Origin of the sequence: Streptomyces sp. HM190 (assembly GCF_009857135.1) — a bacterium.
Lineage (GTDB): Bacteria > Actinomycetota > Actinomycetes > Streptomycetales > Streptomycetaceae > Streptomyces > Streptomyces heilongjiangensis.
This window is the reverse complement of sequence record NZ_CP047318.1, coordinates 7,479,267-7,505,484: the sequence shown is the minus strand read 5'-3', so window position 1 is coordinate 7,505,484 and position 26,218 is coordinate 7,479,267. Positions and strand designations below refer to the sequence as shown.

23 protein-coding genes are annotated in these 26,218 nt (G+C 72.4%); 12 read left to right on the top strand and 11 right to left on the bottom strand.

Features of this window, described 5'->3' with window-relative positions; all coding sequences use genetic code 11:
- Positions 1 to 70 precede the first annotated feature (70 nt).
- On the bottom strand, positions 71 to 2,140 hold the full coding sequence (locus GSY65_RS32135; protein ID WP_159775142.1) for a phosphocholine-specific phospholipase C: 2,070 nt from the start codon (positions 2,138 to 2,140) through the stop codon (positions 71 to 73).
- Positions 2,141 to 2,827: 687 nt separating this feature from the next.
- Here GSY65_RS32135 and GSY65_RS32130 point away from each other — a divergent pair.
- Positions 2,828 to 4,189 carry an MFS transporter gene (locus GSY65_RS32130; protein WP_159775140.1) on the top strand — a complete coding sequence of 454 codons (1,362 nt, stop codon included), beginning with the start codon at positions 2,828 to 2,830 and terminating at the stop codon, positions 4,187 to 4,189.
- A 95-nt stretch (positions 4,190 to 4,284) separates the two neighbouring features.
- On the opposite strand, the gene GSY65_RS32125 is transcribed toward GSY65_RS32130, so the two are convergent.
- The 3 genes from GSY65_RS32125 to GSY65_RS33440 form a co-directional block, all read right to left on the bottom strand.
- A complete protein-coding gene (locus GSY65_RS32125) occupies positions 4,285 to 4,890 on the bottom strand; it encodes a 3'-5' exonuclease (protein ID WP_159775138.1) in 606 nt (201 codons plus the stop codon).
- A gap of 283 nt (positions 4,891 to 5,173) precedes the next feature.
- Positions 5,174 to 6,103 carry an EamA family transporter gene (locus tag GSY65_RS32120; protein WP_236580148.1) on the bottom strand — a complete coding sequence of 310 codons (930 nt, stop codon included), beginning with the start codon at positions 6,101 to 6,103 and terminating at the stop codon, positions 5,174 to 5,176.
- 224 nt (positions 6,104 to 6,327) lie between these two features.
- Complete coding sequence (locus tag GSY65_RS33440) at positions 6,328 to 6,723, bottom strand: hypothetical protein (protein ID WP_201452875.1); 396 nt, start codon at positions 6,721 to 6,723, stop codon at positions 6,328 to 6,330.
- 48 nt (positions 6,724 to 6,771) lie between these two features.
- Between GSY65_RS33440 and GSY65_RS34790 the strand changes: the two genes are divergently transcribed.
- Complete coding sequence (locus GSY65_RS34790; RefSeq protein ID WP_443043279.1) at positions 6,772 to 6,939, top strand: hypothetical protein; 168 nt, start codon at positions 6,772 to 6,774, stop codon at positions 6,937 to 6,939.
- Positions 6,940 to 6,988: 49 nt separating this feature from the next.
- On the opposite strand, the gene GSY65_RS32110 is transcribed toward GSY65_RS34790, so the two are convergent.
- Positions 6,989 to 7,693 carry a TetR/AcrR family transcriptional regulator gene (locus GSY65_RS32110; protein WP_159775134.1) on the bottom strand — a complete coding sequence of 235 codons (705 nt, stop codon included), beginning with the start codon at positions 7,691 to 7,693 and terminating at the stop codon, positions 6,989 to 6,991.
- 82 nt (positions 7,694 to 7,775) lie between these two features.
- Here GSY65_RS32110 and GSY65_RS32105 point away from each other — a divergent pair, with 82 nt between their 5' ends.
- The 4 genes from GSY65_RS32105 (at position 7,776) to GSY65_RS32090 (ending at position 11,885) form a co-directional block, all read left to right on the top strand.
- Positions 7,776 to 8,948: an FAD-dependent monooxygenase gene (locus tag GSY65_RS32105; RefSeq protein ID WP_159775132.1), complete on the top strand. Its 1,173-nt coding sequence runs from the start codon at positions 7,776 to 7,778 to the stop codon at positions 8,946 to 8,948.
- 701 nt (positions 8,949 to 9,649) lie between these two features.
- Complete coding sequence (locus GSY65_RS32100; RefSeq protein WP_201452737.1) at positions 9,650 to 10,720, top strand: aromatic ring-hydroxylating dioxygenase subunit alpha; 1,071 nt, start codon at positions 9,650 to 9,652, stop codon at positions 10,718 to 10,720.
- Positions 10,717 to 10,935, top strand: a complete 219-nt coding sequence (locus GSY65_RS32095) for a hypothetical protein (RefSeq protein ID WP_159775130.1) — start codon at positions 10,717 to 10,719, stop codon at positions 10,933 to 10,935. The genes GSY65_RS32100 and GSY65_RS32095 overlap by 4 nt, the downstream gene beginning before the upstream one ends.
- Complete coding sequence (locus tag GSY65_RS32090; RefSeq protein WP_159775128.1) at positions 10,932 to 11,885, top strand: PDR/VanB family oxidoreductase; 954 nt, start codon at positions 10,932 to 10,934, stop codon at positions 11,883 to 11,885. The genes GSY65_RS32095 and GSY65_RS32090 overlap by 4 nt, the downstream gene beginning before the upstream one ends.
- Before the next feature lie 66 nt (positions 11,886 to 11,951).
- Here GSY65_RS32090 and GSY65_RS32085 read toward each other — a convergent pair whose 3' ends face one another.
- Positions 11,952 to 12,635, bottom strand: a complete 684-nt coding sequence (locus GSY65_RS32085) for an MmyB family transcriptional regulator (RefSeq protein WP_159775126.1) — start codon at positions 12,633 to 12,635, stop codon at positions 11,952 to 11,954.
- Between the two features lie 274 nt (positions 12,636 to 12,909).
- Between GSY65_RS32085 and GSY65_RS32080 the strand changes: the two genes are divergently transcribed.
- The 5 genes from GSY65_RS32080 to GSY65_RS32060 all read left to right on the top strand — a co-directional run bounded on the left by GSY65_RS32080 (position 12,910) and on the right by GSY65_RS32060 (position 17,110).
- Positions 12,910 to 13,566 (top strand): helix-turn-helix domain-containing protein, encoded by a 657-nt coding sequence (locus tag GSY65_RS32080; protein WP_159775124.1) that lies wholly within the window; start codon positions 12,910 to 12,912, stop codon positions 13,564 to 13,566.
- Positions 13,567 to 13,598: 32 nt separating this feature from the next.
- Positions 13,599 to 14,138 (top strand): toxin-antitoxin system, toxin component, encoded by a 540-nt coding sequence (locus GSY65_RS32075; protein WP_159775122.1) that lies wholly within the window; start codon positions 13,599 to 13,601, stop codon positions 14,136 to 14,138.
- Between the two features lie 16 nt (positions 14,139 to 14,154).
- Positions 14,155 to 15,363 (top strand): MAB_1171c family putative transporter, encoded by a 1,209-nt coding sequence (locus GSY65_RS32070; RefSeq protein WP_159775120.1) that lies wholly within the window; start codon positions 14,155 to 14,157, stop codon positions 15,361 to 15,363.
- Positions 15,347 to 16,771: an FAD-dependent monooxygenase gene (locus GSY65_RS32065; RefSeq protein ID WP_159775118.1), complete on the top strand. Its 1,425-nt coding sequence runs from the start codon at positions 15,347 to 15,349 to the stop codon at positions 16,769 to 16,771. Before GSY65_RS32070 ends, GSY65_RS32065 begins: the two co-directional genes overlap by 17 nt.
- Before the next feature lie 111 nt (positions 16,772 to 16,882).
- Complete coding sequence (locus GSY65_RS32060; RefSeq protein ID WP_159775116.1) at positions 16,883 to 17,110, top strand: hypothetical protein; 228 nt, start codon at positions 16,883 to 16,885, stop codon at positions 17,108 to 17,110.
- 110 nt (positions 17,111 to 17,220) lie between these two features.
- Here the strand turns inward: GSY65_RS32060 and GSY65_RS32055 are convergent, their stop codons facing one another.
- Together GSY65_RS32055 and GSY65_RS32050 are read right to left on the bottom strand one after the other, a co-directional pair.
- A complete protein-coding gene (locus tag GSY65_RS32055) occupies positions 17,221 to 17,937 on the bottom strand; it encodes a 4'-phosphopantetheinyl transferase family protein (protein WP_159775114.1) in 717 nt (238 codons plus the stop codon).
- Complete coding sequence (locus GSY65_RS32050; RefSeq protein WP_159775112.1) at positions 17,882 to 18,793, bottom strand: metallophosphoesterase family protein; 912 nt, start codon at positions 18,791 to 18,793, stop codon at positions 17,882 to 17,884. Before GSY65_RS32050 ends, GSY65_RS32055 begins: the two co-directional genes overlap by 56 nt.
- Positions 18,794 to 19,068: 275 nt before the next feature.
- Here GSY65_RS32050 and GSY65_RS32045 point away from each other — a divergent pair, with 275 nt between their 5' ends.
- A complete protein-coding gene (locus tag GSY65_RS32045; RefSeq protein WP_159775110.1) occupies positions 19,069 to 20,382 on the top strand; it encodes an ATP-grasp domain-containing protein in 1,314 nt (437 codons plus the stop codon).
- Positions 20,383 to 20,660: 278 nt separating this feature from the next.
- On the opposite strand, the gene GSY65_RS32040 is transcribed toward GSY65_RS32045, so the two are convergent.
- The 3 genes from GSY65_RS32040 to GSY65_RS32030 form a co-directional block, all read right to left on the bottom strand.
- Positions 20,661 to 23,708, bottom strand: a complete 3,048-nt coding sequence (locus GSY65_RS32040; RefSeq protein WP_159775108.1) for an alpha-mannosidase — start codon at positions 23,706 to 23,708, stop codon at positions 20,661 to 20,663.
- A gap of 93 nt (positions 23,709 to 23,801) precedes the next feature.
- Positions 23,802 to 25,139, bottom strand: a complete 1,338-nt coding sequence (locus GSY65_RS32035; RefSeq protein ID WP_159775106.1) for a 6-phospho-beta-glucosidase — start codon at positions 25,137 to 25,139, stop codon at positions 23,802 to 23,804.
- 315 nt (positions 25,140 to 25,454) lie between these two features.
- Positions 25,455 to 26,204, bottom strand: a complete 750-nt coding sequence (locus tag GSY65_RS32030) for a DeoR/GlpR family DNA-binding transcription regulator (protein ID WP_159775104.1) — start codon at positions 26,202 to 26,204, stop codon at positions 25,455 to 25,457.
- Between the last annotated feature and the right edge of the window lie 14 nt (positions 26,205 to 26,218).

Here is a 26,218-nt window from a genome sequence, read left to right as displayed (position 1 = left end):
TCCGGCCGGCGCGTGCCCGCGGAGGCCGGACCACGGCCCCCGGCCCCGATGCGTCCTCCCGGGGAGGAGGTCAGGCCCCGGAGCTGCGGCCCAGTGCGGGGTCGCTGACGCCGACGCGGCCGTTCTCCACGTGGCCCGCGAAGCGGCGGACCCAGCCGGGGGCCGCCGGCGTGGTCACCGTCAGGTCGTACCAGCGGTGGCTCGCCCGGAGGTCCACGACGCGCCGGACGGTGGCCCCGGCCCGCACCCTGACCGTACGGCCCCGGTCCGCGCCGTACCCGCTGCGGATCCGCATGCTCACCGCGCTGGAACCCTTGTTGGTGAGGGTCAGCTCCACATCCCCGCCGATGTGCCGCGCGGTGACCTCCAGCCCCGCAGACGGGCCCGTTCCCGGCCCTCGGAAGACCCGCAGGAAGCCGTTCGGTCCGTGCACCGTGAGGTCGTAGGAGCCGCCCGAGGCCGCCAGGTCCCAGGTGTCGGAGAGCGTTCCGCCCGCCCCGGTGGTGTAGGTCCACGGCCCGTCCGCGCGGTTGCCCGAGGTGACGAGGAACGCGGCGCCGGCCCGCGCGCCGGAGGCGAACGTGAGCGCGAAGGTCCCCGCGGCCGGGTCGGCCGAACCGTCCACCCTGGGCGCGTACAGCAGCGGCCGGGCGGGCCGCAGGCCCCGCTCCTGCCGCGGCATGCTCGGGTGGGTCGGCACGGTCGGCCGGTAGTCGGGGTGCCGCTCGCGGTCCGGCGGCTCGTACGCGTGCGTGTCGGGCAGCGCGGCCGGCCGGCTGTCCCGGCGGGAGAAGTCGAACGCGGAGGTCAGGTCACCGCAGACGGCACGGCGCCAGGGCGAGATGTTCGGCTCCCGCACCCCGAACCGGCGCTCCATGAACCGCAGGACCGACGTGTGGTCGAACGTCTCGGAGCACACGAACCCGCCCTTGCTCCACGGCGACACCACCAGCATCGGCACCCGCGGCCCGAGGCCGTACGGTCCGGCCACGTGCGTCGCGCTCCCGGCGAAGAGGTCCAGGCCGACGTCGACGGTCGACCCGCCGTGCGCGGCCGAGCGCGGCGGCAGCGGCGGCACCACGTGGTCGAAGAACCCGTCGTTCTCGTCGTACGTGATGAACAGCGCGGTCCGCGCCCAGACGTCCGGGTCGGCGGTGAGGGCGTCGAGGACCTGGGCGATGTACCAGGCGCCGTAGTTCGAGGGCCAGTTGGAGTGCTCGGAGAACGCCTCGGGCGCCGCGATCCAGGAGATCTGCGGCAGCCGGCCCGCCGTCACGTCCGCCCTCAGCCGGTCGAAGTAGCCGTCGCCGGCCTTGACGTTCGTCCCCGTGCGGGCCTTGTCGTACCAGGGGTCGCCGGGCTTGGCGTCACGGTACCTGTCGAAGTAGAGCAGGGAGTTGTCGCCGTAGTTGCCGCGGTAGGGGTCGGCGATCCAGCCCCAGGAGCCCGCCGCGTCCAGGCCGTCGCCGACGTCCTGGTAGATCTTCCAGGAGATCCCGGCCGCTTCGAGGCGTTCGGGGTAGGTGGTCCAGCCGTAGCCGCGTTCGTCGTTGCCGAGGACGGGGCCACCGCCGGTGCCGTCGTTGCCCGTGCAGCCGGACCACATGTAGTAGCGGTTGGGGTCGGTGGAGCCGATGAACGAGCAGTGGTAGGCGTCGCAGACGGTGAAGGCGTCGGCGAGGGCGTAGTGGAACGGGATGTCCTCGCGGGTCAGGTACGCCATCGTCGTGGTGCCCTTGGCGGGCACCCACCTGTCGTACTTGCCGCCGTTGTAGGCGGCGTGCCCGTCGGACCAGCCGTGCGGGAGGCCCTCCAGGAACTGCATGCCGAGGTCGTCGGCCTCGGGGTGGAACGGCAGGACGTCCCGGGTGCCGTCCGACTGGTGCCACACCGGCTTCCCGTTGTCCAGTGTGACCGGGTGCGGGTCGCCGAAGCCGCGTACCCCTCTCAGCGAGCCGAAGTAGTGGTCGAAGGACCGGTTCTCCTGCATGAGGACGACGATGTGCTCGACGTCCTCGATGGTGCCGGAACGGTGGTGCGCGGGCAGTGCGGCGGCCCGCTGGATACTGGCCGACAGAGCGGTGAACGCCGTGGTGGCTCCCGCCACCTGGAGGAATCGCCGCCGGTTGACTTCAGGCATGGGTGGATGACCTCTTGTCCTGACGTGGTGCGTCGGATGTGACCTGCGCGCCGGGGGTGCCGTGCGGGGCTCTCCGGTACCCCCGGGGGAATGGTCCAAGAGGAACGAAGGCCGGGGAAGGGGCCGTGGCGCGCGTGTGACCGACCGGGGTCCGGCGTGCGAACAGCGCCGGGCGGCTGTCCCCGGGGCGTCCGCCGGCGCACGTACGACGCCCCGGCCGCACGGCAGTCGAGCCCGCTCGGCGTCGCACCGCGCGTGGAGGGCTCCGTCGACAGCCCTCAGGTGCCGCCGCCCTTCCTGGTCGCCGGGACCCTGCGGGCGTGCGGGCCTAGAACTACGCAGAGTCGTTATAGGGACCCCGGGCGCGCGGGCGCGCGGCCGACGGGTGCCATCCAGCGCATGGATGATCCCCATCCCGGATCGCGATCGGAAGAGGGCTGGGCAGGGCCCGCGCGATACCCCATAGTCGACTCCACCCGGCGCCGGAGCCACCGCGCCCACCGCCGCCGGGAGGCGCGTACCCGGGGACCGGTGGGCCGGCCCCCGCGCCACCGCGGCAGTCACCGGCGCCCCCCGCTCCGGCACCGCCCGGCTCCGCCCCGTGGGCCGGGCGACCCCCGCCACGGGCGACCGGGCCCCTCTGTCCCGTCCCGTTTCCCGTCCCGCTCAGCCAGGTGGAGTTCCCGCATGCCCGCACCCGTGCCCCCGCCCCCGTCACCGACGCCGACGCAGACGCCGTCCGACGTCGCGGAGAACGCCCCGGCCGGGGAGATCAACCCGGCTGAGGAGAGCGCGCCCGAGACCACCGTGTCCGGCGCCGCCCACCGGCTGCGCATCACGCTGCTGATGGCCGGCAGTTGTCTGCCGATCCTGGGGGCCGTGCTCATCGCCCCCGTGCTGCCGCAGATGCGCGACCACTTCGCCGGCACACCGGGCGTCGACGCGCTGGTCCCGATGGCCCTGACGATCCCCGCCCTCTCCCTGGCGCTGCTGGCCCCCTTCGCCGGCGTGGTCGTCGACCGGCTCGGCCGCAGACGTCTGCTCGTCGTCGCCACCGTGCTCTACGCGCTGTTCGGCACGGCCCCGCTGTGGCTGGACTCCCTCGGCGCGATCGTGGCCTCCCGCGCGCTGGTCGGCGTCGTCGAGGCCGCCATCATGACGTGCTGCACCACGCTGATCGGCGACCACTACTCCGGGCGGCAGCGTGATCGGTACCTCGCCCTGCAGACGATGTGCGCCTCCGTCTCGGCGACCGCGTTCTTCGCGCTGGGCGGCGCGGCCGGTTCGGCGGGCTGGCGCACACCGTTCTGGGCCTACGCAGTGAGCCTGCTGCTCGCGCCCGCCATGGCGGCGGCCCTGCGCGGCCCTCGACCGAGCGAACCGACCACACCGCTCGAAGCGACCGCACCCGCGTCCTCCGTCGGCACCGCCCCCGCCGGGGCGACCCGGCGGGCCTTCCCCTGGCGGCCGCTGGCCGGGACGTGTGCGCTCACCGTCTTCGGCGCCCTGCTCTTCTACACCGTGCAGGTCGAACTGTCCTTCCTCCTGGACGACATGGGCGTGACCGACCCCGGCATGATCGGGCTGGCGTCGGCCGTCTCCAGCGCCGCGGTCGTGGCCGGTGCCGTCACCTTCGCCAAGTCGGGTCGCGGACCGGAGAGCTGGCTGCCCTTCGTCTTCGGCCTGTGCGCCGCCGGCTTCGCGGTGATCTGGTTCGCCCCCAACCCCGTCGTGCTGACCGTCGGTGCCGTGATCAACTGCCTCGGCGGCGGCATCATGCTGCCGAGTCTGCTCACGCTGGCGATGTCCCGGCTCGACTACGCCGACCGGGGCCGCGGCACGGGCCTGTGGACCGGCTCCTTCTTCATCGGCCAGTTCGTCTGCCCCCTCGTGGTGCTGGCGCTGGCCTCCGCCGTCGGTGGCCTGACCAACGCCATGGGCGTCCTGGCGGCCATGGGGGCGGCCGGCGCCGTCGGACTCGCGCTCTCGGCGCACCGGCGCCGCGCCCGGTCCGCGTCGGCCGCACCGATCCCCCGGCCGACCGCCTGACACGACCACCGCACGACCGTACTCGCCGAGGCGCACGCGCCCTGGACGACTGAGGCGGGCCGGTACGAGGGGCCTTGAGGAACCGGTACGAGGGCCTACGGGCGGGGCGACCCGACGACCGGTTCCGTGACCGGCCACGCCCCGCGGGCCACCAGGTCGAGGACGAGGGCGGCGATGTTCCACGCGTCGTCCTCGCCGCGGTGGTGGCGCCCCTCCAGCGGGAGTCCGGCGATCCGCAGCGCCTGGGCCATGCCCGGCTTCCCGCGGAGCCCGTGGGCCTCGGTGAAGACGGCCTTCGCGTTGGTGTGGGTGCGCTCCGTCGGAAAGCCGAACGGGTAGGCCACCCCGTCGGCCCGGCTCTGCCGCTCGAACTGCCGACGGTCGTACTCGCCCCAGCTCGCCCACGGGCGCTGCCCGGCGTCGTACTCCTCGACGAGGATCCGGCACGCCTCGGCGAAGGCGACGCCCCGGTCCACCTCGGCCTGGGTCAGTCCGGTCAGTTCCGTGCAGAAGTCGCTCACTGCCGATCGGACCGGGCGAACCAGGATGCGGTTCCGGGACACGCGGCGGCGCGCCGACACGTCCACCACGGCGAGACCGATCTCGATGATCTCGTTCACCGAGCCGGGCGGCGGCTGTCCGTCCCAGCAGGTCGCCTCCACGTCGATGACGTTCAGCAAGGAGGGTCGGTGGCGTCGCATGGACCGAGGGTACGACGGCCGTAGGGAGCCGTACGTGTCCCATGGACGGGGACGGCCCGGGCCGTCGACTGGTGCGTCGCATCCTCTTGGGGCACTTCCCGAGGCGGGCGGCGCTCCCGAGAGCCTGGCCGAGCCATCCGAAGCACTGCGCAGTGCGCATGCCCGACGATGTCACGTGCGAAGGGCTCCGGCGACGCCCACGCGGCGGAGGCGGCGCTACCGGTTGTCATGACGGGCGACGGCCTCAACGGCCGCCGCCCGCCTTGTGCATGGTGCTTGGGCGTCAGTCCTTCGTCGGCATGGCCGGGCGCGACTGGTGCTGACCGTGGTCGGCACTTGGGTCGGACGTCCTTCGGGAAGCCGCTCGGCCAACCCCCTCGTCAGCGGCGAGGAAGAGAACCGCGAACAGCAGCAGGGCCGTGCCTGTGAGAACGATCGCGTTGAGCCGCTCATCGAAGACCAGGATGCCGATGACCGCCGCGGTGAGCGGCTCGACCAGGGCGACCACGGACGCCGTGGTCGCCCGTACGGCGCCGAGGCCGGCGAAGAACAACGTGTACGCCAGGGCTGTAGGCGCAGCCCCCAGGTAGAGGATCAGAGCCAGGATCCATGCCGGTCGCTCCATGTCGGGCACCAGGCCCTCCAGCAGAGCCATCGGCAGAAGGCAGACCGTGCCGACCGCGAAACCGGTGACTGTGGACTCGAACGCGCCACCGGCGTTCTCCCGGCCGGAGAAGCGGCCCAGCAACGTCACGCCCGCGTACCCGGCGGCGGAGAGCAGCGCGTATCCGATGCCCAGGAGGGGAGCCGGGGCAGTGCTCCCATCAGCGCCCCCCATCAGCAGCACCAGGCCGACAACACCGCTCGCCAACGCGGCGGTTCCGGCGACGCCGGTCCGCTCGCCCAGCGTGAGCCGGGCTCCGACCGCGACCAGCACCGGACCCGAGCCCAGGGTCACCACCGTGGCCACGGTCAGCCCGGCCTGCTGCACGGAGGCGAAGTAGGCCGTCTGGTACACCGCCAGCCCGAATCCTGTGATCAGGGCCCGCCGCGGGTTCGCCGCGAACGTCGCACGCAGCGACAGCGCCGTCTCCGGCCGCCGAGACCGTCGCACCAGGTGAGCTGCCAGAAGCAGCCCGAGTCCGGTCAGGAACCGCCAGAAGGAAACAGAGATGGGGCCGATTCCGCCGACGTCGTACAGTTCAGCGGCCACCGCACCGCCAGTGCCCCACGCTGTGGCCGCCATCGCGACGTAGAGAACACCCTGCCGAACGGGCCGGGCGGAAGAGGACTGCAACTGAGGTCTCCTCGATTGATTGCCATCACGATGTCTCCGTGGGCAACCCGCGCGGCCACCCCGGGAGCCCCGGGATGGCTCTGCATGACCGCCCGCCTTAAGCGGCGGGCGGCGGAGGCGTCACAAACAGCTGCATGTGATCACCTTATCCAGCAATGGGCAGGCGCCCCAGCACGGGCCGGGACCTGTCCACCGCTCGGGGACAGGTCCCCTCGTGCGACCTGCGCGTTCTTCGAGCGCTGTCGGAGGCCGTCCACAGGAAGGGGAAGCGCGCTGTCGTACGGACCGGGCGGGATGTGGAGGGTGACGGTGTCGTAGTCGCCGCATCGCAGCACGTTGTCCCTGCGGTGCCGGCTGAGCGCGGCGATGTCGTCGGGGCTCAACTCCGAGGCCTGCGCGACCATCTGGCGCAGCGTGTCGGTCATGTCGACGGTGCTGGAGAAGATGCTGTTGGCCCCGGGATCCTTGCGGTGGCGGCAGGCGACGCCGTCGTCGCTCCGAGACTGACCGGACGCCCGCTGGACTCCCACGCCCATCGAGTCCTCCCTCCCGCCGCCCCCGCAGAGCCGCACACCGACCCCAGGGTGCGGACGCTGAGCGAGCGCGAGCACGAGGTCCTGGTGGCGATCGGCAAAAGCTGGGCCAACGCGGAGGCCGCCGAGGGCGGCAACGGGAGACTGTTCGAGTTGCCGGGCGCCGCCGTCGTCGTTGCGGAACGGTGTCGGGCCGGCCGCCGGCCCGCCCCGCGGTGATCACCGGCGCCGGGGACAGCGAAGCTGCGGCGGGCGCGGAGGGCCACCGTCAGGTCATGAGCGTGCCCCGGGCCGCCCCCAGGGCGGCGAGCACGTCCTGGGCCGCCTCACGGAGGACGGCCTCGTCCGGCGTGACGGAGGTTTCCAGGGCTGCTTTGATCGTGTGGCCGAGCAGGTCGGCCCGATGGTCCGGGCGGACGTCCTCGCCCGGGACGGCGAGGCCCCCCGTGATGAATCCGGTCAGCACCGCGTCGATCGTGTAGATCTGGTCCGCCGCCGGGGCCGTGACGGTCATCAGCCCATGCGTGCGCCATACCTCGACGAGGCGGGCGAGCAGGGTGTGGAAGCCGAGTTCCTGGATGACGGGACGGCCGGCCGGGGTGACGGCGAGCGCGCCGAGGATTTCGCTGTCACCGGCATGGATGGCCCGCGTGACGGGGTTGCGGGTTTGCTGCAGGAACACCTCCCGTACCACCTTGCTGGGCAGGGCGGCAGCGGAGTTCTCTCTGATCTCGGCAGCGAGGACGCCGAGCGCCTCGTGGAGTTCACGCCGCAGCAGTTCGGCGAACAGCGTCTGTTTCGTCTTCCAGTGGAGGTAGACGGTGCCCTTCCCGATACGGGCGCGGCGCGCGATCTCATCCACGGTGACCCGCTTGTAGCCCCACGCCAAGAGCAGTTCGCGCGCGGCGGCCAGGATGCGCTCGGCGCGTGCGTGGTCGGCCGGCGGGGCAGCGGCCGAGCGGTCCAAGGTCATGAGCACAGCATCCCACCCCCGTCACTGGATGACCAAATTTCGAATCTGGTCATCCAGTATCGATCAGGGGTACGATCGAGGCATGACCTCTTCGTCACTCCCCCCACAGGGTGTCCGTCGCGCCCTCATCGTCGGATCCGGCATCTCCGGACTGGCCGCGGCACTGAGCCTGCACCGGGCCGGATGGCAGCCCCTGATCGTCGAGCGGGCCCCCCAGCGTCGCACCGGCGGCTACTTCGTCCGCTTCAACGGCCCCGGCTACACCGCCGCCGAACGCCTGGGCATCCTGGACTCACTCCCGGACCGCCGCGACCCCGACGGGCGCATGTTCGAAGTCGATTCCCGCGGCCGTCTCACACCGGGCCTGACCTTCCCCGAACAGGTCAACGGCACCCCGATGCGACTGCTGCTGCGCAGCGACCTGGAGCGGGTCCTGTACGAAGCCGTCCAGGACCTGGTGGAGATCCGCTACGGCACCGGGCCCGCGACCATCACCCAGGACCGCGACCAGGTGACGGTGACCCTCACCGACGGGTCCGTGGAGAGCGCGGACCTGCTCATCGGGGCCGACGGCATCCACTCCACCGTCCGTTCACTGGTCTTCGGCCCCGAGGACCTCTACCGCAAGGACTTCGACCACGTCGTGGCCGCCTGTCTCATGGACGGCCCGCTGTCCGGTCTGCGAGAGGGCGACAGCGCGGTCGCCACCGCCCCCGGGCGCTCCGCCTGGATCAACAGCTATCGCGACCACCCCGCGGTCGCCTTCCTGCTCTACCGCACCGACTGGCCCGCCGCCGAGATCCGCAAGAAGCCCTCGGTCGCCCTGCGCGAGGCCTTCGCCGGCTTCGGCGGGGACCTCGTGCCGGCCATGCTGGAGGCGATGGACCGCTCCGAGTCCGTCCTGTTCGACCAGGTCAGCCAGATCCACATGAGCCGCTGGAGCCAGGGCCGGGTGGTCCTGCTCGGTGACTCCGCCTGGTGCATGACCCTGCACTCCGGCCAGGGTTCCGGCATGGGCATCGCCGGCGGCGAACTGCTGGCCCGGCTGCTCACCGAAGACGGTGACCTGGCCACCGCCCTGGGCAGCTGGGAACAGCAGATGCGCCCGCATGTCACCCGCCACCAGAAGGAAGCCCTGCGCATGCGGCACTTCTTCATGCCCGCCAACCGCTTGGGCCGCGTCGCTCGCAGCACCCTGATCCGCGCGATCTCCACCCCGGCCGGCGCCAGGCTCGGCAAAGCCCTGATGGGCTGACCCACCACACGAGACCGACTGGTGAGCCGTTTCCAGTTCGTTGAGGATCATCGCGCGCCTTCGGGGTCAAGCGGCCGTGCCGGGTCCTGGAGGCCTCCCGGTCCGGGTTCTACCGGTGACTGAAGGCCTCCCCGGCCCGCCTGGCGCGAGCCAGGGACGACGCCCGCCCAACGCCTGTCCAGCGGCTCGTCGGTCCGACTGCTCGCCGCGCCGCCCCCGTCCGCGATGCGATCCAGCACGTGCCTTCCCCCCTCCTGGCCAGCGGCGACACCCTCAACGGCGCGAAAGGGTGCGGATTCGAACCGGATTCGTCCCGAGGACCCCGGACTCCACAAGGATCAGGATCAGCAGTTGACCTGCAGTGATGCTGATTTCTTGCCGCGGTACCGAGCATCCGTCGGCAGCGGAGTCTCGCAATCGAAATCAAGGGGACATATTTGGCTGATCAACGCCACGCAGTGAGTAGTCGCTCTCGCTGTCGCCCTCTCCGACCACCCCCAAGCGCGAACCGAACGGCCGCACCACGCGGCCCTCCGCTCTGGCGCCTAGGGACGGACAGAGCAGGGCTGTGACCAGGTTCTTTACAGAAGTTCTTCCGCCTGGCAGAAGCCGCCTTGCCGAGCCGGTGCAAGTCTCACGACCCTGGTTCCCACCACGGCACGCGGGGTGACGACGCCCCGCCGACAGGGACGGGACCGCCCATGCCTCACATGACCGCCTTCGCCAGGAACCAGTGGTACGTCGCCGCCTACGCCCAGGAGGTCGGGCGGGAGTTGCTCGGCCGGACGATCCTCGGCGAACCGCTCGTCCTCTACCGGACGGAGGAGGAGGGCACGCCCGTCGCGCTGCACGACCGGTGCGTGCACCGGCGGTACCCGCTGTCCGAGACGCCCACCCGGCTCGACGGCGACCGGATCGTGTGCGGCTACCACGGCTTCACGTACGACACGACCGGGACCTGTGTGTACGTGCCGGGGCAGAAGCGCGTTCCGCGGACCGCGCGGGTGGCCTCGTACCCGGTGGTCGAGCAGGACTCGCTGATCTGGGTGTGGATAGGCGACCCGGCACTCGCCGACCCGCAGACGATCCCCCGGGCGAAGCACCTGGACTCCCCCGGCTGGGTCACCGTGCGCGGCATGGAACCGATCGACGCCGACTACGGGCTCCTCGTCGACAACCTGCTCGACCTGTCCCACGAGACGTATCTGCACGGCGGCTACATCGGCACCCCGGAGGTCGCCGAGACGCCGATCACCACCGAGGTCGACGAGGGCGCCGGCATCGTCCGGGTCAGCCGGCACATGGACGACGCCGAGTGCCCGCCGTTCTACGCCAGGTCCACCGGCATCACCGGCCGCATCACCCGCTGGCAGGACATCGAGTACTTCGCGCCCTGCCTGTACCTGCTGCACAGCCGGGTCGCCCCGGTCGGCGTGGTACCCGAGGCCGACGGCAGCGACCCGAACGGCTTCCACACCGAGGTCACCTACGCGATCACCCCGTCGACGGACGGCAAGGTGTACGACTTCTGGATGGTCTCGCGCGACTGGGCGACCGAGGACGACGAGGTCACCGAGTTCCTGCGGAACAACAACCACACCGTCGTCATGCAGGACGTCGACGCGCTCAACCTGCTGCAGAGGACGCTCGGCACGGAGCGCACCGGCTACCAGGAGCTGAGCATCAACATCGACACCGGCGGTCTGGCAGCCCGCCGTATCCTCGCCCGACTGGTCGAGGAGGGCGCGAAGCCCGAGGAGAAGGTCCGGTGAGCGCCTCCCCTGCCGCGCCCTTCCGTACGGGTGAGATCTACCGCGTGGACTGGCTGCCGGGCACAGACGTCCTGCACGGCACCTGCCACTGCGGACGCGAGCACACCGCGCAGGACCCGATCGAGATGTGGGAGTGGATGCTCGCCCATCCCCAGGGACACGAGCCCCGGGGACACGCCCCGCAAGGACACGAGCCGCAAGGGAACAGCTCATGACCCCCTCCTCGACCTCGTCGCCGCACGAGGCCGAACTCGTGGTCGCTGCAAGGGAGTTCGCCGCCGACGGCATCCTCGTGCTCACGTTGCGCCATCCGCTCGGCGAGGAACTCCCCTCCTGGGAGCCCGGCGCGCACATCGATGTGCTGCTCGGCCCGGAGCTGGAGCGGCAGTACTCGCTGTGCGGTGACCCGGCGGACCGGCACACCTGGCGGATCGGGGTCCTGCGGGAGCCCGACGGGCGCGGTGGATCGGCGTTCGTGCACACGGAGTTGCGCCAGGGCGACAAGGTGCGGGTGCGCGGGCCGCGCAACAAATTCGCCCTGGAGCCCGCGCCGCGCTACCGGTTCGTGGCCGGCGGCATCGGTATCACGCCGATCCTGCCGATGCTGGCGGCGGTCGAGGCGGCGGGCGCCGAGTGGTCGCTGCTGTACGGCGGGCGCAGCCGCGCATCGATGGCGTTCCGGGCCGAGTTGGCGCCGTACGGGGACAGGGTGACCGTCGCGCCGCAGGACGAGACGGGCCTCCTCGACCTGGGTCCGGTGCTCGACGGGCTGCCCGAGGACACCCTCGTCTACTGCTGCGGTCCCGGTCCGCTGCTCGACGCGGTCGAGGAACGGTGCCCGGGGCGGGCGCTGCGCGTGGAGCGGTTCCGGCCGAAGGAGCAGGAGACCGGCCCGGACAGCGAGTTCGAGGTGGTGCTGGAGCGGTCGGGGAAGACGGTGACCGTGCCGGTGGGGGTCTCCGTGCTGGACACCGTGCGGGCCGCCGGGGTGGAGGTGCTGTACTCGTGCGCGGAGGGCACCTGCGGGACCTGTGAGACCGATGTCCTGGACGGCACGCCCGACCACCGCGACTCGGTGCTGAGCGACCAGGAGCGCGAGGCAGGAGAAACCATGCTCATCTGCGTGTCCCGCTGCCGGGGCCCGCGGCTGGTGCTCGACCTGTAGGAGCGAGGGATTGACCTCCGGTGCCGTCGGCGACCTGAACGCCGGCGGCACCGGAGGGGGTGCCGCTCACCGGACGGGTGAGGGCACCACGCTGAGGTGTCCCGCGGTGGCCCGCCGGGAGCGGCGGGGCCTGCGGGGGGAGTCGGGCTGCCGGCGGGTCTCGCGCAGCACCAGGGTCATACGGGTGTAGCCCAGGTCGCGGAGGGTGTCGGGGGTCTCGTCGACGACCCGGCAGTGCGTGGCGCCCCAGCGGGGGTCGGGGTGGACGAGAGGACGCACGGCGCCGTCGTGCCGTACGGCGCCGGGGCCGACCGTACGGAGCCAGTGCGGCAGGCCGTGGCGGTAGGCGGCGTCCATGATGGGGTCCTGGGCTATGTCCCGGCGGATGGACTGCAAACCCCGGTCCTGGGCGTGCCGTTCCACGGCGGCGGCGAAGTGGGCGAGCATCGGCAGGCACCAACTCGACTCGTGGTCCCCGAGGACCGCGGCGGCGTCCGGGTGGAAGAGCACGAAGCGGAGGAAGTTGTCCTCCGGCATGGCCGTGGGGTGCGGCCCCACTCCGGTGAAGACCGCCCGGAACGCGGCGTTCGCGAGGACGACGTCCCAGCGGTGGTCGAGCACGACGGACGGGAAGAGGACCGAGTCCAGCATCACGGCGTAGTCCTGGAGATACGCCTGCGCTTCCTGGGCCTCGAGAGTGTCGGGGACGGGCCGCGGTACCGACCGCTGCCCTCCTGCCTGGTATGCCATCGGGAGGTCACCCCTCTTGCCTATGCGGCCTTCACGCGGCGCCTTGATCCTCCTGCCCCCGACAGAGCCATGTCAACTATCGTGGCATTTGGCGGCGGTTGACGGCTGGATCTCGCCACAGTTGTGGCGAGACCTGGATGTGAGTTCGACGAAGCGGCTAGTCTCCCCGCAGTTCACGGTGTACTTGCCGGGACCAGGGTCTCGCGCCAGGCTTGGATCCACGGATTCCGCAGTACCGCGAAATTGGCCTGAGAGAGACGTAGGAGATCTGTCGGTGACGGATGGCTTCGAGGTTCCGGACGCCGCGGCGACGGTTCTGCTGCCGGCCGTCGTGGCGCGAGTCACCGCGTTGGCGGACAAGCTGGACGTGGCGCACGCGGAGGTCTTCGACACCCGTCGGCTCTCGGTCGCGTCCGGCGTCCCCGAGGCGGTGGTGAAGGCCCTGCTGAGCGGGCAGCGCGCCGGCGAGCCCGACGTCCAGGCCCGCTTCCTGCAACGCCTGGACCTGCTGCGGCGCACCCGGCTCAAGCCCAACGGCCGCAAGTACACCCAGCAGGAGATCGCCGACGGCGCGGGGATGTCGCGCCAGCAGGCCGGTGCCCTGATCAACGGCGACCGGCGGCCCACGATGGAACACTGCGACGCCATCCAGCGCTTCTTCCGGGTCCACGCCGGTTTCCTCACCGCGGAGGACCCGGAGGCCCTGGCCAGCGCCCTGATGCGCACCGAGCAGGAACTGCTCCAGCAGCTCGCCGACCGTGAGCGCGCGGCGGCCGAGGCCGCCGACGACCCGCTCCAGCGGCTGCTGCAGAACCACGGTGTGCGCTCCATCGCATGGCGGGCGGCCCAGCTGCCCACCGACCAGCACCGCGACAAGGTGGCGGAGTGGCTGGACATGCTGCTGGAGAGCGTCAAGCGGCCCGAGTCCTGACCGGGGGAAGATCTGTGGGCATCGGAAAGGAAATGCGCCGTCTGTGCGGCGAGTTGGTCGGTGAGCTGACGCTCCCGGCGCCGGCGGACCCCGCCGACCTCTACAGCGCCCTGTGCGACGCCATGAGCAGACGCCGCGGCCGCCCCGTGCACTACCGTACGGCCGTCTTCCCGCCGGGCACGGCCAGTGGGCTGTGGCTGGACATGGCCGACCAGGACCTCGTCGTCATCGAGGAACGCACCGCCCCCGACCACCAGTTGGTGATCCTCGGCCACGAGCTGTGGCACATGCAGGCAGGGCACTGCGGCCACCCCGTGGAGGGCGCGGAGGGCGCCGCGGTCGCCGCACGCTTAGTGAACACCGACGCCGACCTGCAGGCGACGGTCCTGAAGGTGGCCGCGCGCACCCGTTTCGACCAGACCGACGAGCAGGAGGCGGAGAGCTTCGGTCTGCTGCTCGCCAGCAAGTGCCGTACCTGGCTGGCCGGTTCCGCGCTGCGCGGGCCGGTGCGACGTGATCACCTGGCCGGCCGGATCGGGGCCTCGCTGGGCTACCGCGGCCCGCAGGGCTGAGGCAGCCGCCGACACCATGGACGGGCACAGCTACTACGTACCGGCCGCCGCGATGGCGGTCGCCCTCGCCCTGAAGATGCCCGCGCTGCTGCGGAACTGGGGCGACCCCCTGATCAGGTGCGTGTGCGCCCTGATGACCCTGGCGACCCTGGTCTTCTTCTTCGCCGCGCCCCCGACGATCACCGAGGTCAACCGCCTGACCGGCATCACCAACCTGTCGGCCGCGCTGGTGTACGTCCTGCTGAGCGCGTTCAGCGGCTCCTGCCTGGTGCTGATCACCAACTGGCGGGGCGGCCCGCCCGAGGTCACCCGCCGGCTCTCGCGCCGCTGGATCGCCGGCTACGCCGGGGTGTGCGTGGCGATCGTGGTGCTGTTCGTGCTCGGGAACGCCCCGCTGGAGCGGGTCCGGGACTTCGACACGTACTACGCCAACACGCCGTTCCTGCGCGAGATGATCGTGCTGTACCTCGTCGGACTCACCGTCGCGGGCGTCGCCATGCACGTCATGTGCTGGCGCTGGGCGCTCCAGGTGAGCGGCTGGCTGCGCGCCGGGCTGCTGATCATCGCGCTCGGCTACCTCGTCAACGTCTCCTTCGCCGCGGCCAAGCTGGTCGCCGTCGCGGCCCGCTGGCTGGGCGCCGACCTGGACGGCCTGAGCACCTATCTCGCCCCCGTGCTGGCGTCGCTCGGCGCCCAGGTCAGCGCGGTCGGCTTCTGTCTGCCGCTCGCCGGTCAGCGCATCGGCGACTCCTGGACCACCTGGTCCACCTACCGCAGGCTCGGCCCGCTGTGGCGGGAGCTGCGGCCGGTGTGGGCCCAGGCCGGCCACGAGGTGCGGATCTCCTGGTGGGCGCCCGCGCAACTGCAGATGACGCAGCGGGAGTCCGACATCCACGACGGCATGCTCAGCCTGTATCCGTACTTCGACTCCGAGGTGCGCGCGAGGGCCTACGAGGCGGCCGTCGCGGCGGGCTCCGAGCCCGTGCAGGCGCGGGCCGAGGCCGACGCCGCGATGCTGACGGCGGCGGTGCGGGCCCGGCAGGACGACCCGGAGGGCCGCGTCATCAGCTCGGCCGTCGCCGCCACCCCCACCCTTCCCGCCGAGAACCCCCGTGACCTGGTGCGGATGTCCATCGCCCTGCGCCAGTCCCCCGTCGTAGCGGCCGCCCGCGAATGGGCCGCCGCGACCAGGCCAGAGAGCGACTTCCATGAGCGAACCCGTTAGCGGTCCCCACGCCCCCACGGCCGGCGCCGGCCGGCGTGCCGTCGTCGTCGGCGCGGGCCTGGCCGGTCTGCTGGCCGCCGCCGCGCTGCGCGACCACGCCGAGGTGACCGTCGTCGAGCGTGACGCGCTGCCCGAGGGGCCCGAGGCCCGCAAGGGCGTTCCGCAGGCCCGGCACGCCCATCTGCTGTGGTCCGGCGGGGCCCGCGCGATGGAGGACCTGCTGCCCGGCGTGACGGAGGCGTGGCTGGCCGCCGGGGCGCGGCGCATCCCGCTGCCGACGGGGCTGGTGTCGCTGTCGGCCCAGGGTTGGGTCCGGCGCTGGCCCGAGATGGAGTTCATGATCGCGTGCAGCCGGGATCTGCTGGAGTCGGTGGTCCGCGCCCGCCTGCTGGCCGGTCCCCGGGTCACCGTCCTGGAACGCACCGAGATCCTGGGGCTGTCGGGCGACGCGTCCCGGGTGACGGGCGTCCGGGTGCGGATGGCCGACGGTGAGGAGCGGCTGCTGCCCGCCGACCTGGTGGTGGACGCCGCCGGGCGGGGGTCGCGGGGCACCGCCTGGCTCGACGCGCTGGGGGTGCCGCCCGCGCCGATGGAGGAGGTCGACTCCGGGCTGGTGTACGCCAGTCGGATCTTCCGGGCGCCCGAGGGCACCGAGGAGTACCCCGTGGTGAACATCCAGCCGAACGCGGAGGATCCCGTGCCGGCGCAGAGCGCCACGCTCGTGCCCGTGGAGGGGGGTCGCTGGCTGGTCACCCTGTCGGGCACCCGGGGCGGTCAACCGACCGCGAAGGCGGAGGAGTTCGCCGAGTTCGCACGCAACGTCAGGCATCCGGTCGTGGGCGAGCTGATATCCCGCGCCGAGCCGCTGACCGATGTGGTGGTCACCCGCAGCACGATCAACCGGCGCCGCTTCTTCGAGAAGGTGTCCCGCTGGCCCGACGGGTTCGTGGCGATCGGCGACGCGGTCGCCACGTACAACCCGATCTACGGGCACGGCATGTCGGTCGCCGCGCAGGGCGCCCTGGGGCTGCGCGAGATGGTCGCCGAGCACGGGATCACCGCGCCGGGGCTGGCGCGCCGCATCCAGCGGGCGGTGGCCGTACCGGTGGCGCTCGCCTGGGAGTTGGCCACCGGCACGGACATCCGCTATCCGGAGGCCATCGGCAAGCAACCGAACGCCGCGCAGCGGCTGTTCGGGCTGTACCTGCAGCGGTTGATGCGTACGGCGGTGGGGCGGCCCCTGGTCTTCCGGGCCCTCCTCGGCGTGATCACCCTGTCCGCGTCGGCCGCCGCGCTGGTCCGGCCGGAGGTCGTGCTGGCGGTGCTGCGCGGCCCGGTCAAGGACCCGCTGACCGGGCCGCCGCTGACGGACCGTGAGCGGGAGATCGTGCCGGGCGCGGCGCGGTAGGGCGCGCGCCGTCCGCTGTCCGAGCGAACCGGTCTGCGGGAGAACGGGATTGTCAGTGCCGGGCGGCAAGCTGGGGGCGTGTCACTCATCCAACGAGGGGAGAGCCGTCCGATGCCGACCGCCGTACTGACCGACCGCGAGCGGACCGCCGTCCAGGCCTATCTGCGGCTGCTGGGGACCGTACGAGCAGTGTTCGACGGGCCGCCGGAGGGCCGCCGACCACCCGTCATGCCGACCGCCGCGCTCGCCGAGGCGGAGCAGGCGCTGGCGGAGGCGGGCCTTGCGGGCAACGAGGAGGAGTTCTTCCGCCTGCTGCGGAGCTGGTGTCCCGGGCGCTGACCCCGCCCGAGGATTCGCCCCCCCGACGGTCTGCCGCACCTCCGGCGGATCGTGCGGCCATCCGACCACGGCTCGCGGCCTGACAGCCGGCGGCCTCACGGCTCACGGGCTCACGGGCTCACGGGCGTGCCGGGTTCCCCCGGAGGGAAGGGGACCGACACCGACGTCACCACCAGCCCCCGGCGGACGCTCCAGCGGCCGTCGAAGGCCGTCAGCCGCCGGCCGTCCACCACCGGTCCGGGAACGAGGAGTTCGGCGCGCAGACCGCCGGTGTGGCCGCTGGGGTCGACGGACACCTCGATGTCGGCCTCGGAGAAGTCCAGCCAGCGGCCGGTGAGCGGGAACCACGCCTTGTAGACGGACTCCTTGGCGCTGAACAGCAGCCGGTCCCAGTGGACCGAGGGGTGGCCGGCGGTGAGGCGGCGCAGCCGGGCCTCCTCCGGAGGGAGCGCGATGGCCTCCAGGACACCCTCGGGCAGGGCGCTGTGGGGTTCGGCGTCGATGCCGAGGGAGGCGAGGTCGGTGGCGCGGACCAGGGCCGCGGCGGCGTACCCGTCGCAGTGGGTCATGCTGCCGGTCAGGCCCTCCGGCCAGCCGGGGGCGCCGCGCTCACCGGGCAGGATCGGCCGCGGCGGGACACCGAGCTTCTCCATGGCCCGCCGGGCGCAGGCCCGGACGACGGCGAACTCGCGGCGCCGCTTGGGCACCGCGCGGGCCACGATCTCCGCCTCCTCCGGGTACAGCTCGATCCCGTCGGCTCCCCCGGCCGTGTCAGCGTCGTACGCCTCCACGGCCACGACCGACTCCGGGAGCAGCTCCTCGATCAACGGTTCCGACCTCCATCGGCAGAATCCGGCGCAGCCTTCCCGGGGGTCCCGGGCGCGGGCGCCACTCGCGGGGGTAACCCACGGACACCTCTTCGAAGCGGACCCCGTCCAGCCAGGTGGTCCGCGGGATGTGCAGATGGCCGTAGACCATGACCTCGACGCGGAAGCGCCGGTGCCAGTCGGCGGTCAGGTCGGTGCCGCACCACATGGCGAACTCGGGGTAGCGCAGGACGTTCGTCGGGTGGCGGTCGAGGGGGTAGTGGTTGACCAGCACCGTGGGGAGGTCTGCGGGGATCTCGGCGAGCCGCCGTTCGGTCTCGGCGACCCGAGCGCGGCACCAGGCGTCGCGGCTCGGGTAGGGGTCGGGGTGCAGGACGTGCTCGTCGGTGCAGACCACGCCGGTGCCGTGCGCGTACTCCAGGCCCTCGGCCTTCGTCGCGCAGCCCCGCGGCAGGAACGAGTAGTCGTACAGCAGGAAGAGCGGCGCGACGACGACGGGACCGTCCGGGCCCTCCCACACGGGGTAGGGGTCCTCGGGGGTGACGACGCCCAACTCCCGGCAGAGCTCGACGAGATGCTCGTAGCGCGCGACACCCCGGTGCGGGACGGTCTCGCTGGGATGGGTCCACAGCTCGTGGTTGCCCGGCGCCCACACCACCTTCGCGAAGCGCCCGGCGAGGGTCCCCAGGGCCCAGCGGATGTCGTCCACCTTCTCGGAGACGTCACCGGCCACGAGGAGCCAGTCGTCGTCCGTCTCGGGGCGCATCTGTTCGACCAGGGCGCGGTTCTCGGGATAGCCGATGTGCAGATCGCTGATGGCCAGCAGGTTCCCGGGCCGGCCCACCGTCGACTCCACCCTCACTCCCTCCACGACACCTGATGGCAACAAGAGAACACACGTGTGCGCCGACGGACAAGAGTGACTGGCCGAGCGCTCGCCCACGCCGCGGCACGCCCGTCGCACGAGGATTAACACGAGCGTGACAGAACATGGGTCCCGGTGGCCTTATGATCTGCCCCAACACCACCGTCACGCCCGTCGTTCGCGTCGGCGGTTCGGCGTACCTCCATCCCCCCTGGCCGGGCACGGCCTGCTCCGCCGTGCCCGCGAACCGTAGAAAGGCGGCCTGCATGGTCTCTCGCGTACGCGTCTGGCTCAACCGCACGTACGCGGAGAACGTCTTCTTCATGGATCAGCTGCGGAATAATCCGCACGCTCGTCCGGTGGAGATCCATGCGACGCACGGTGACGCCGACTCCCCCGTACTGGCCGCCGCCGACACCGCCGATCTGGAGCCCGAAGGGCTCTCCCCCGCCGCGTACGTCGAGTACGCGCTCGACCAGTGCGCGAGGCGCGGCATCGACGTGTTCGTGCCGCGGCTGCACCAGGCGGCCATCGCCGCGCACCGCGAGGAGTTCACGGCCCTCGGTACGGCGCTGCTGGCGCCGCCCGCCGAGTCGATCGAGGTCTTCGAGGACAAGGTGACCGCGTACGAGGCCGTCCAGGCGTACGGGGTGCCCGTGCCGCCGTGGTTCCGGGTGACGGACGCCGACGAACTGATCGCCGCCGTGGAGGAGTTGGAGGCCGACGGGCACAGGGCGTGCTTCAAGCCGGCGTCCGGGGCGGGCGGTGTGGGCTTCCGTGTGGTGACCCGCACCCCGTTCTCGCTGGATCAGCTCAGCGGCTTCCCCGGCCCGTACGTGCAGCTCGACATGGTGGTCGCCGCCCTGCGGGAGGCCGGGGAGCCCGTCGACTGGCTGGTGATGCCGCGTCTCGGACAGCCGGAGGTCTCCGTCGACTGCCTGACCGGCACCGACGGACGGGTGCGGATGGCGGTGGGCCGCACGAAGAACGGGCGGCGGCGGGGCTTCTCGCTCAACCCGGCCTGGATCGAGCCGGCCCGGCGGCTCGCCGAGTCGTTCGCGCTGCACCACCTGACCAACATCCAGTTCCGGATGTTCGGGGACCGGCCGGTGCTGATGGACGTGAACACGCGTCCCGCGGGCGGCCTGCACCAGCTGGCGCTGTGCGGGATCAACGCGCCGTGGGCCGCGGTGCGGCTGGCGCTCGGCGAGGAGACCGGCGAGGTGCTGCCGACCCGGCTCGGGCAGGACTACACCGTGGTGTCGGGGCCGCGGCCGGTACGTCCGGTGACGCTGCCCCAGCAGGCCGAGGACGCGGCGACCGCCGACGTGGGCGCGGGCCTGGACGCGGGCGTGGGTGCCGGTGCGCCGGTGGGGGCAACCGCTCCGGTGGCCGCGGACATCCCGAGGGCCGTCGAGGTGCCGGGAGCCGTGGGTCTGCCGATGGTGGTCGAGGTCCCCGTGGGCGCGGTGGAGCCCGTGGAGGCCCACGCGCTCGCGGTGGCGCCCCCGGACGCCCCCACACGCGCCCAGTCCCCGACGACCTGCACGGCGTCCGCCGACCGCCCCTTGGCGGTCTGAGCCACCCAGGGACGGTACGCCGGCGATCCTGCGCCCCGGGCTGCAGGACGACGGGGCGGCTGTCCGGACCTGCGGGCACGAGCCCGCCGACGGGCGGGCCGCCCACCGGACGCACCGGGACGGGTCCCGGCCGGCCCCGGCTCACACCACACGGAACCGACACCTCAGGCGAACACGACCGGCCCTACCGCTGGTGACGGCCCGCGGGCCGCGGCCGGACGGGGGTCCGGTCGCGGCCCGGTGTCCCTGCGGGACTCGGCGCTCGCGGGGCGTCCGCGTCAGCGCTTCCCCACCGCGAGCCGCAGGGTCTGCACCTCGAACGGGCGCAGCGTCACGGGGACGCCGTCGCCGTCCGTGGCCGCCTCCGACAGGGGGCGCTCCAGCAGGTCGGTGATGTGCGCCCCGGCGAGCGGGAAGCCGGTGCGCAGGACGCCACGGGCACGGCCGCCGCCGGACTCGTAGAGGCGGACCACCACGTCGCCGGAGGCGTCGTCGGCGAGCTTGACCGCCTCGACGGTCACGCCCTCGCCCTCCACGGAGACCACCGGCTCGGGCGCGCCCGCCGCGTCGGCGACGCGCAGCGGCAGGTTGAGGGCGTAACCCTCGGCGACCGCGTCCTCGATGGTCGCGCCGGGCAGCAGCGCGTAGGTGAGGCGGTGCTTGCCCTGGTCGGCCTCGGGGTCCGGGATGCGCGGGGCGCGCACCAGGCTGAGGCGGACCGTGGTGGTCGTACCGCCGTCCTCGCGGACCGTGCGGGAGACGTCGTGGCCGTACGTCGAGTCGTTGATCACCGCGACGCCGTAGCCGGGTTCGCCGACGTGCACCCAGCGGTGGCCGGATACCTCGAAGCGGGCCGCCTCCCAGCTGGTGTTGGTGTGGGTGGGGCGCTGGACGTGGCCGAACTGGATCTCGGCGGAGGAGTGCGCGGCGCGGACGTCGATCGGGAAGCCGGCCTTGAGGAACTTCTCGGCCTCGTGCCAGTCGATGTCCGTCTCGAAGTCGATCCGGCGGCTGCCGGCCCGGACGGTGATCGTCTGGGTGATGCGGGAGCCCTTGCCGAAGGACCGCTCGACCCGGACGGCGCCGACGAGGGGACCGGCCTCGACGACCGTGACGGACTCGGCGTCCAGCAGGTCGGTGTAGCGGTTCCGGTAGTGCTTGTCGACGTCCCAGGCGTCCCAGTAGTTGGGGAGGTCGGTGTGCAGGCGCAGCAGGTTGCCCTGGTCGCCGAGGACCTCGCGGTCGGCGGCGAGGTCGCGGACCGAGGCCAGGGTGCCGTCCTCGGCGATCTCGACCCGGACCAGGCCGTTGTCGAGGGTGAGGCCGTCGACGGTGACGGGGTGCGGGGGCTCGGCGGGCGTGAGGGGCGCGCTGCCGTTCGCGGGGACCTCCACGTACACGGGTGCGCCCTCAGAGGTGCGGACGACCTCGGCCCGGTCCCGCGGGCTGGTGTTGAAGACCCGCGCGTCCCCGGCGCCGAGCGCCGTGACCGCCTGCGCCGTCAGCACCTCCAGTTCCTCGGCTACGCGCGCGTACTCGGCCTCCGCCTCGCGGTGCACCCAGGCGATCGACGAGCCGGGCAGGATGTCGTGGAACTGGTGGAGGAGGACCGTCTTCCACAGGCGGTCGAGCTTCTCGTACGGGTAGGCGTAGCCGGGCGCGTGGAGCGCGGCGGTCGTGGCCCACAGCTCGGCCTCGCGGAGCCTGTGCTCGCTGCGCCGGTTGCCCTGCTTGGTGCGGGCCTGCGAGGTGTAGGTGGCGCGGTGGAGTTCGAGGTACAGCTCGCCGTTCCAGACGGGGGCGTCCTCGTACTCGGCGCGGGCCTTGGCGAAGAACTCGTCGGGGTGCTCGATGACGACCTTCGGGGAGCCTTCGAGGTCGGCGAGGCGCCGGGCGCGCTCCATGATCTCGCGGGTGGGGCCGCCACCGCCGTCGCCCCAGCCGAAGGGGGCCAGGGAGCGGGTGCCGACGCCCTTCTCCTGGTAGTTGCGGACGGCGCGGTCCATCTCCACGCCGCTGAAGCGGGCGTTGTAGGTGTCGATGGGCGGGAAGTGGGTGAAGATGCGGGTGCCGTCGATGCCCTCCCACCAGAAGGTGTGGTGGGGGAACCGGTTCGTCTGGTTCCAGGAGATCTTCTGGGTGAGGAACCACTCGTTGCCGGCGAGCTTGGCGAGCTGAGGGTAGGCGGCGTTGTAGCCGAAGGAGTCCGGCAGCCAGACGCCCTTGGTCTCGATGCCGAGGTTCTCGATGAAGAACCGCTTGCCGTGGACGAACTGGCGGGCGACGGCCTCGCCGCCGGGCAGGTTGCCGTCGGCCTCGACCCACATGCCGCCGACGGGCACCCACTGGCCCTTCTCGACGGCCTTCTTGATGCGCTCCCACACCTGCGGGTAGTTGTCGCGCACCCACTCGTACTGCTGGGCCTGGGAGCAGGCGAAGATGAAGTCCTCGTACTCGTCGGCCAGCGCGGTCACGTTGGAGAAGGTGCGGGAGGTCTTGCGCTTGGTCTCACGGATCGGCCACAGCCATGCCGAGTCGATGTGGGCGTGGCCGACACCGGAGACGGTGTGGGCGCTGGCGTGGGCGGGCCGGGCGAGGACGGGGGCGAGGATCTCGCGGACGGCGGTGGCGCTGCCGGAGACGTCGTCGAGGTCGACGGCGTCCATGGCCCGGTCCAGGGCGTGCAGGATCTCGTGGCGGCGGGGCTCGTGCTCACCGAGGTGGACCATGAGTTCGCGCAGCACCTGGAGGTCCAGGTCGAGGTGGAAGACCTCCTCGTCGAGGACGGCGAGGTCGGCGCGCCGGAAGGTGTAGAGCGGCTTGTCGCCGGCGGTGAGGACGTCACCGAGCGGGGTGACCTTGGAGAAGTCGTCGGCGAGGATGTCGGGGTTGGAGGCGGCCTCGACGAGGTAGTCGATCACCTCGCCGCCGCGGACGGGGTTGCCGACCGGGACGTACTGGTTGAGCGGGTTGACCGCCTTCAGCGGGGTGCCGTCGGTGAGGTGGACGAGGGCCTCGGCCTGGTTGCCGGGCCAGTCGCCGACGAAGCCGAGGTCGATGACGGCCTCCACACGGCGGCCGGCCCACTCGGCGGGCACCCGGCCGTGCATGCGGAACCAGGTGGTGCCCCAGGGCGGGCCCCAGGGGGTGTCCATCGCGAAGGGGACGTACGGGGCGGCCGCGGCCTCCTCGAAGGGGACGGGCTCCCCGGGCGCCTGCCAGGCCTCGACCGTGAAGGGGACGGAGGCCGCGTAGATCGCGGGCTTGACGCGCTGGGTGTGGACGCGCTCTACGCGTTCCTCGATCCGGCGGCGTTCGTCGTGCATGAGAGGTCTCCAGGAAGAGGGCCGGGCAGGGGAGCAGGGATCGGTTCGGGCAGGCGGACGGAAAGCGCTTTCTCACTCCCGTCGCGGAGGAGCCTACTTCAGGTACTCCAGGCCAGGGTGCACCGCCGTGTACCCCTCCACCAGGCGTCGGGCCACGTTGACCGAGTCGATCAGCGGATGCAGGGCGAAGGCCTTGACCGCGGTCGTGCGGGAGCCCGACTCGGCGGCGGCGAGGACCTCGCGCTCGACGGCCTTGACCGCGCAGACCAGGCCGGTGGCGTGGTCGGGCAGCGGGGCGACGGCGACCGGGTGGGCGCCGTTGGCGTCGACCAGGCAGGGCACCTCGATGACGGCTTCGGTGTCGAGGACGGAGAGGGTGGCCCGGTTGCGGACGTTGAGGATGAGGGTGGTGCGCTCGTCGCGGGCGATGGCCCGCATCAGGGCGAGGGCGACCTTCTCGTAGCCGCCGGAGAGGTCGTCGGTGTCGCGTTCGCCGGCGCCGGCCGTCTCGCGGTTCTCCGCCATGTAGGTGGCCTCGCGCTCGGCGCGGGTGCGGTCCCACGCCTGGAGCGCGTGCGCGTCGGGGCGGCGCATCTCCTCGTAGAACCGGGCCTGCTGGTCCTTGAGGAAGGCGCCGCGGGTCTTCTCGGCGGCCTGGTAGGCGCGGACCGCCTCGCGGTTGAAGTAGTAGTAGTGCAGGTACTCGTTGGGGATGGCGCCCAGGGACCGGAGCCAGTCGACGCCGAAGAGCTTGCCCTCCTCGAAGGAGCCGAGCAGATCGCGGTCGGCGAGCAGGCGCGGGAGTTCGTCGCGGCCGGCGACGCGCAGTCCGCGGACCCAGCCGAGGTGGTTGAGGCCGACGTAGTCGATCCACGCCTCGCGCGGGTCGGCCCCGAGGACCCGCGCGATACGGCGGCCGAGGCCGACGGGCGAGTCGCAGATGCCGATGACCCGGTCGCCGAGGTGGCGGGACATGGCCTCGGTGACCAGGCCGGCCGGGTTGGTGAAGTTGATGACCCAGGCGTCGGGGGCGAGCCGGGCGACGCGCCGGGCGATGTCGACGGCGACGGGGACCGTGCGCAGCCCGTAGGCGATGCCGCCGGCGCCGACGGTCTCCTGGCCGAGGACGCCTTCGGCGAGGGCCACCCGCTCGTCGTGGGCCCGGCCCTCCAGGCCGCCGACGCGGATCGCGGAGAAGACGAAGTCGGCGCCGGTGAGGGCCTCGTCGAGGTCGGTGGTGGCGGTCACCCGGGGGGCGTCGGGGATACCGGCGGCCTGCTCGGCGAGGACGCGGGTGACGGCGGAGAGCCGCTCGGCGTCCAGGTCGTGCAGGACGACACGGGTGACCCGGCCCTCGGCGCGGTCCCCGAGGAGCGCCCCGTACACGAGGGGCACGCGGAATCCTCCGCCGCCCAGAATCGTCAGCTTCACGCAACTACCACCTTTGCCGATCGTGCATGTGTGCGGGCAGGCGCGGGGCCCGCCGTGCGGCCGTGGGGCCGCCCTGCGCGGAGGACCCGCGCCGTGGCGTGCGGGGCGGGTGCCGGTCGTCCGGACACGTGTCGACCCGGCGCGCCCCCGTGCCGCCGTGGTCGCGGTGACGGACGCGGGCGGGGCCGCCGTCGCGCACCGCACCGCCGCCCCGCTGGGGCATGCCGCCCGAGCCGTGGATCATGCCTCCGGCGGCGCGACTCGTGCCCGGTGCGCGGCTCGTGCCCGGTGCGCGGCTCGTGCCCGGTGCGCGGTTCATACAGCCACGACCTCCACCCCGGCCTCCTCCAGGGAGGAGCAGGTCGTCCGGTCCACGGGCGCGTTGGTGACCACGACGTCGAGGTCCCGGGGGCCGCAGACCCGCGCCATCCCCGTGCCGGGGAACTTCGCGGAGTCGGCGAGCAGGACCACCTTGTCGCTCGCCTTGATCATGGCGCGCTTGACCGGGACCTCGACGACGGTGGTGTCCATGACCTGGCCGCCGGGCCGCACCCCGCTGGTGCCGAGGAACAGCCAGTCCGCGTGCAGCTGACGGATGTTGTCCTCGGTGAGGAAGCCGACGAGGGAGCGGTACTCGCGGCGGACCATGCCGCCGAGCAGCACCAGTTCGATGCCCTCGTCATCCGCGAGTTCCTCGTAGACCACCAGGTTGCTGGTGATCACGGTGAGCCTGCGGCCGTGCAGCTGCCGGGCCAGGCGGTAGGCGGTGGTCCCGATGTCGAGCAGGACGGACTGGCCGTCGCGGACCATGGAGGCGGCCCGCGCCGCTATCGCGTCCTTCTCGGCCACCCGGACCTCGGCGACCTCGGCGAAGGGCTGGTCGCCCTCGTCCACGACCGCCCCGCCGTGCACCCGGGTGAGCAGCCCCTCCTCCTCCAGCTTGACGAGGTCTCGCCGGATGGTGGCCGGGCTCACCCCGAGCTGTTCGGACAGATCGGTCACGGCAGCGGGGCCGCCTGATCGCAGGGCCCGCAGGATGAGTTGGTGTCGTCTCTCTGCCAGCACACACTGAACAGTAC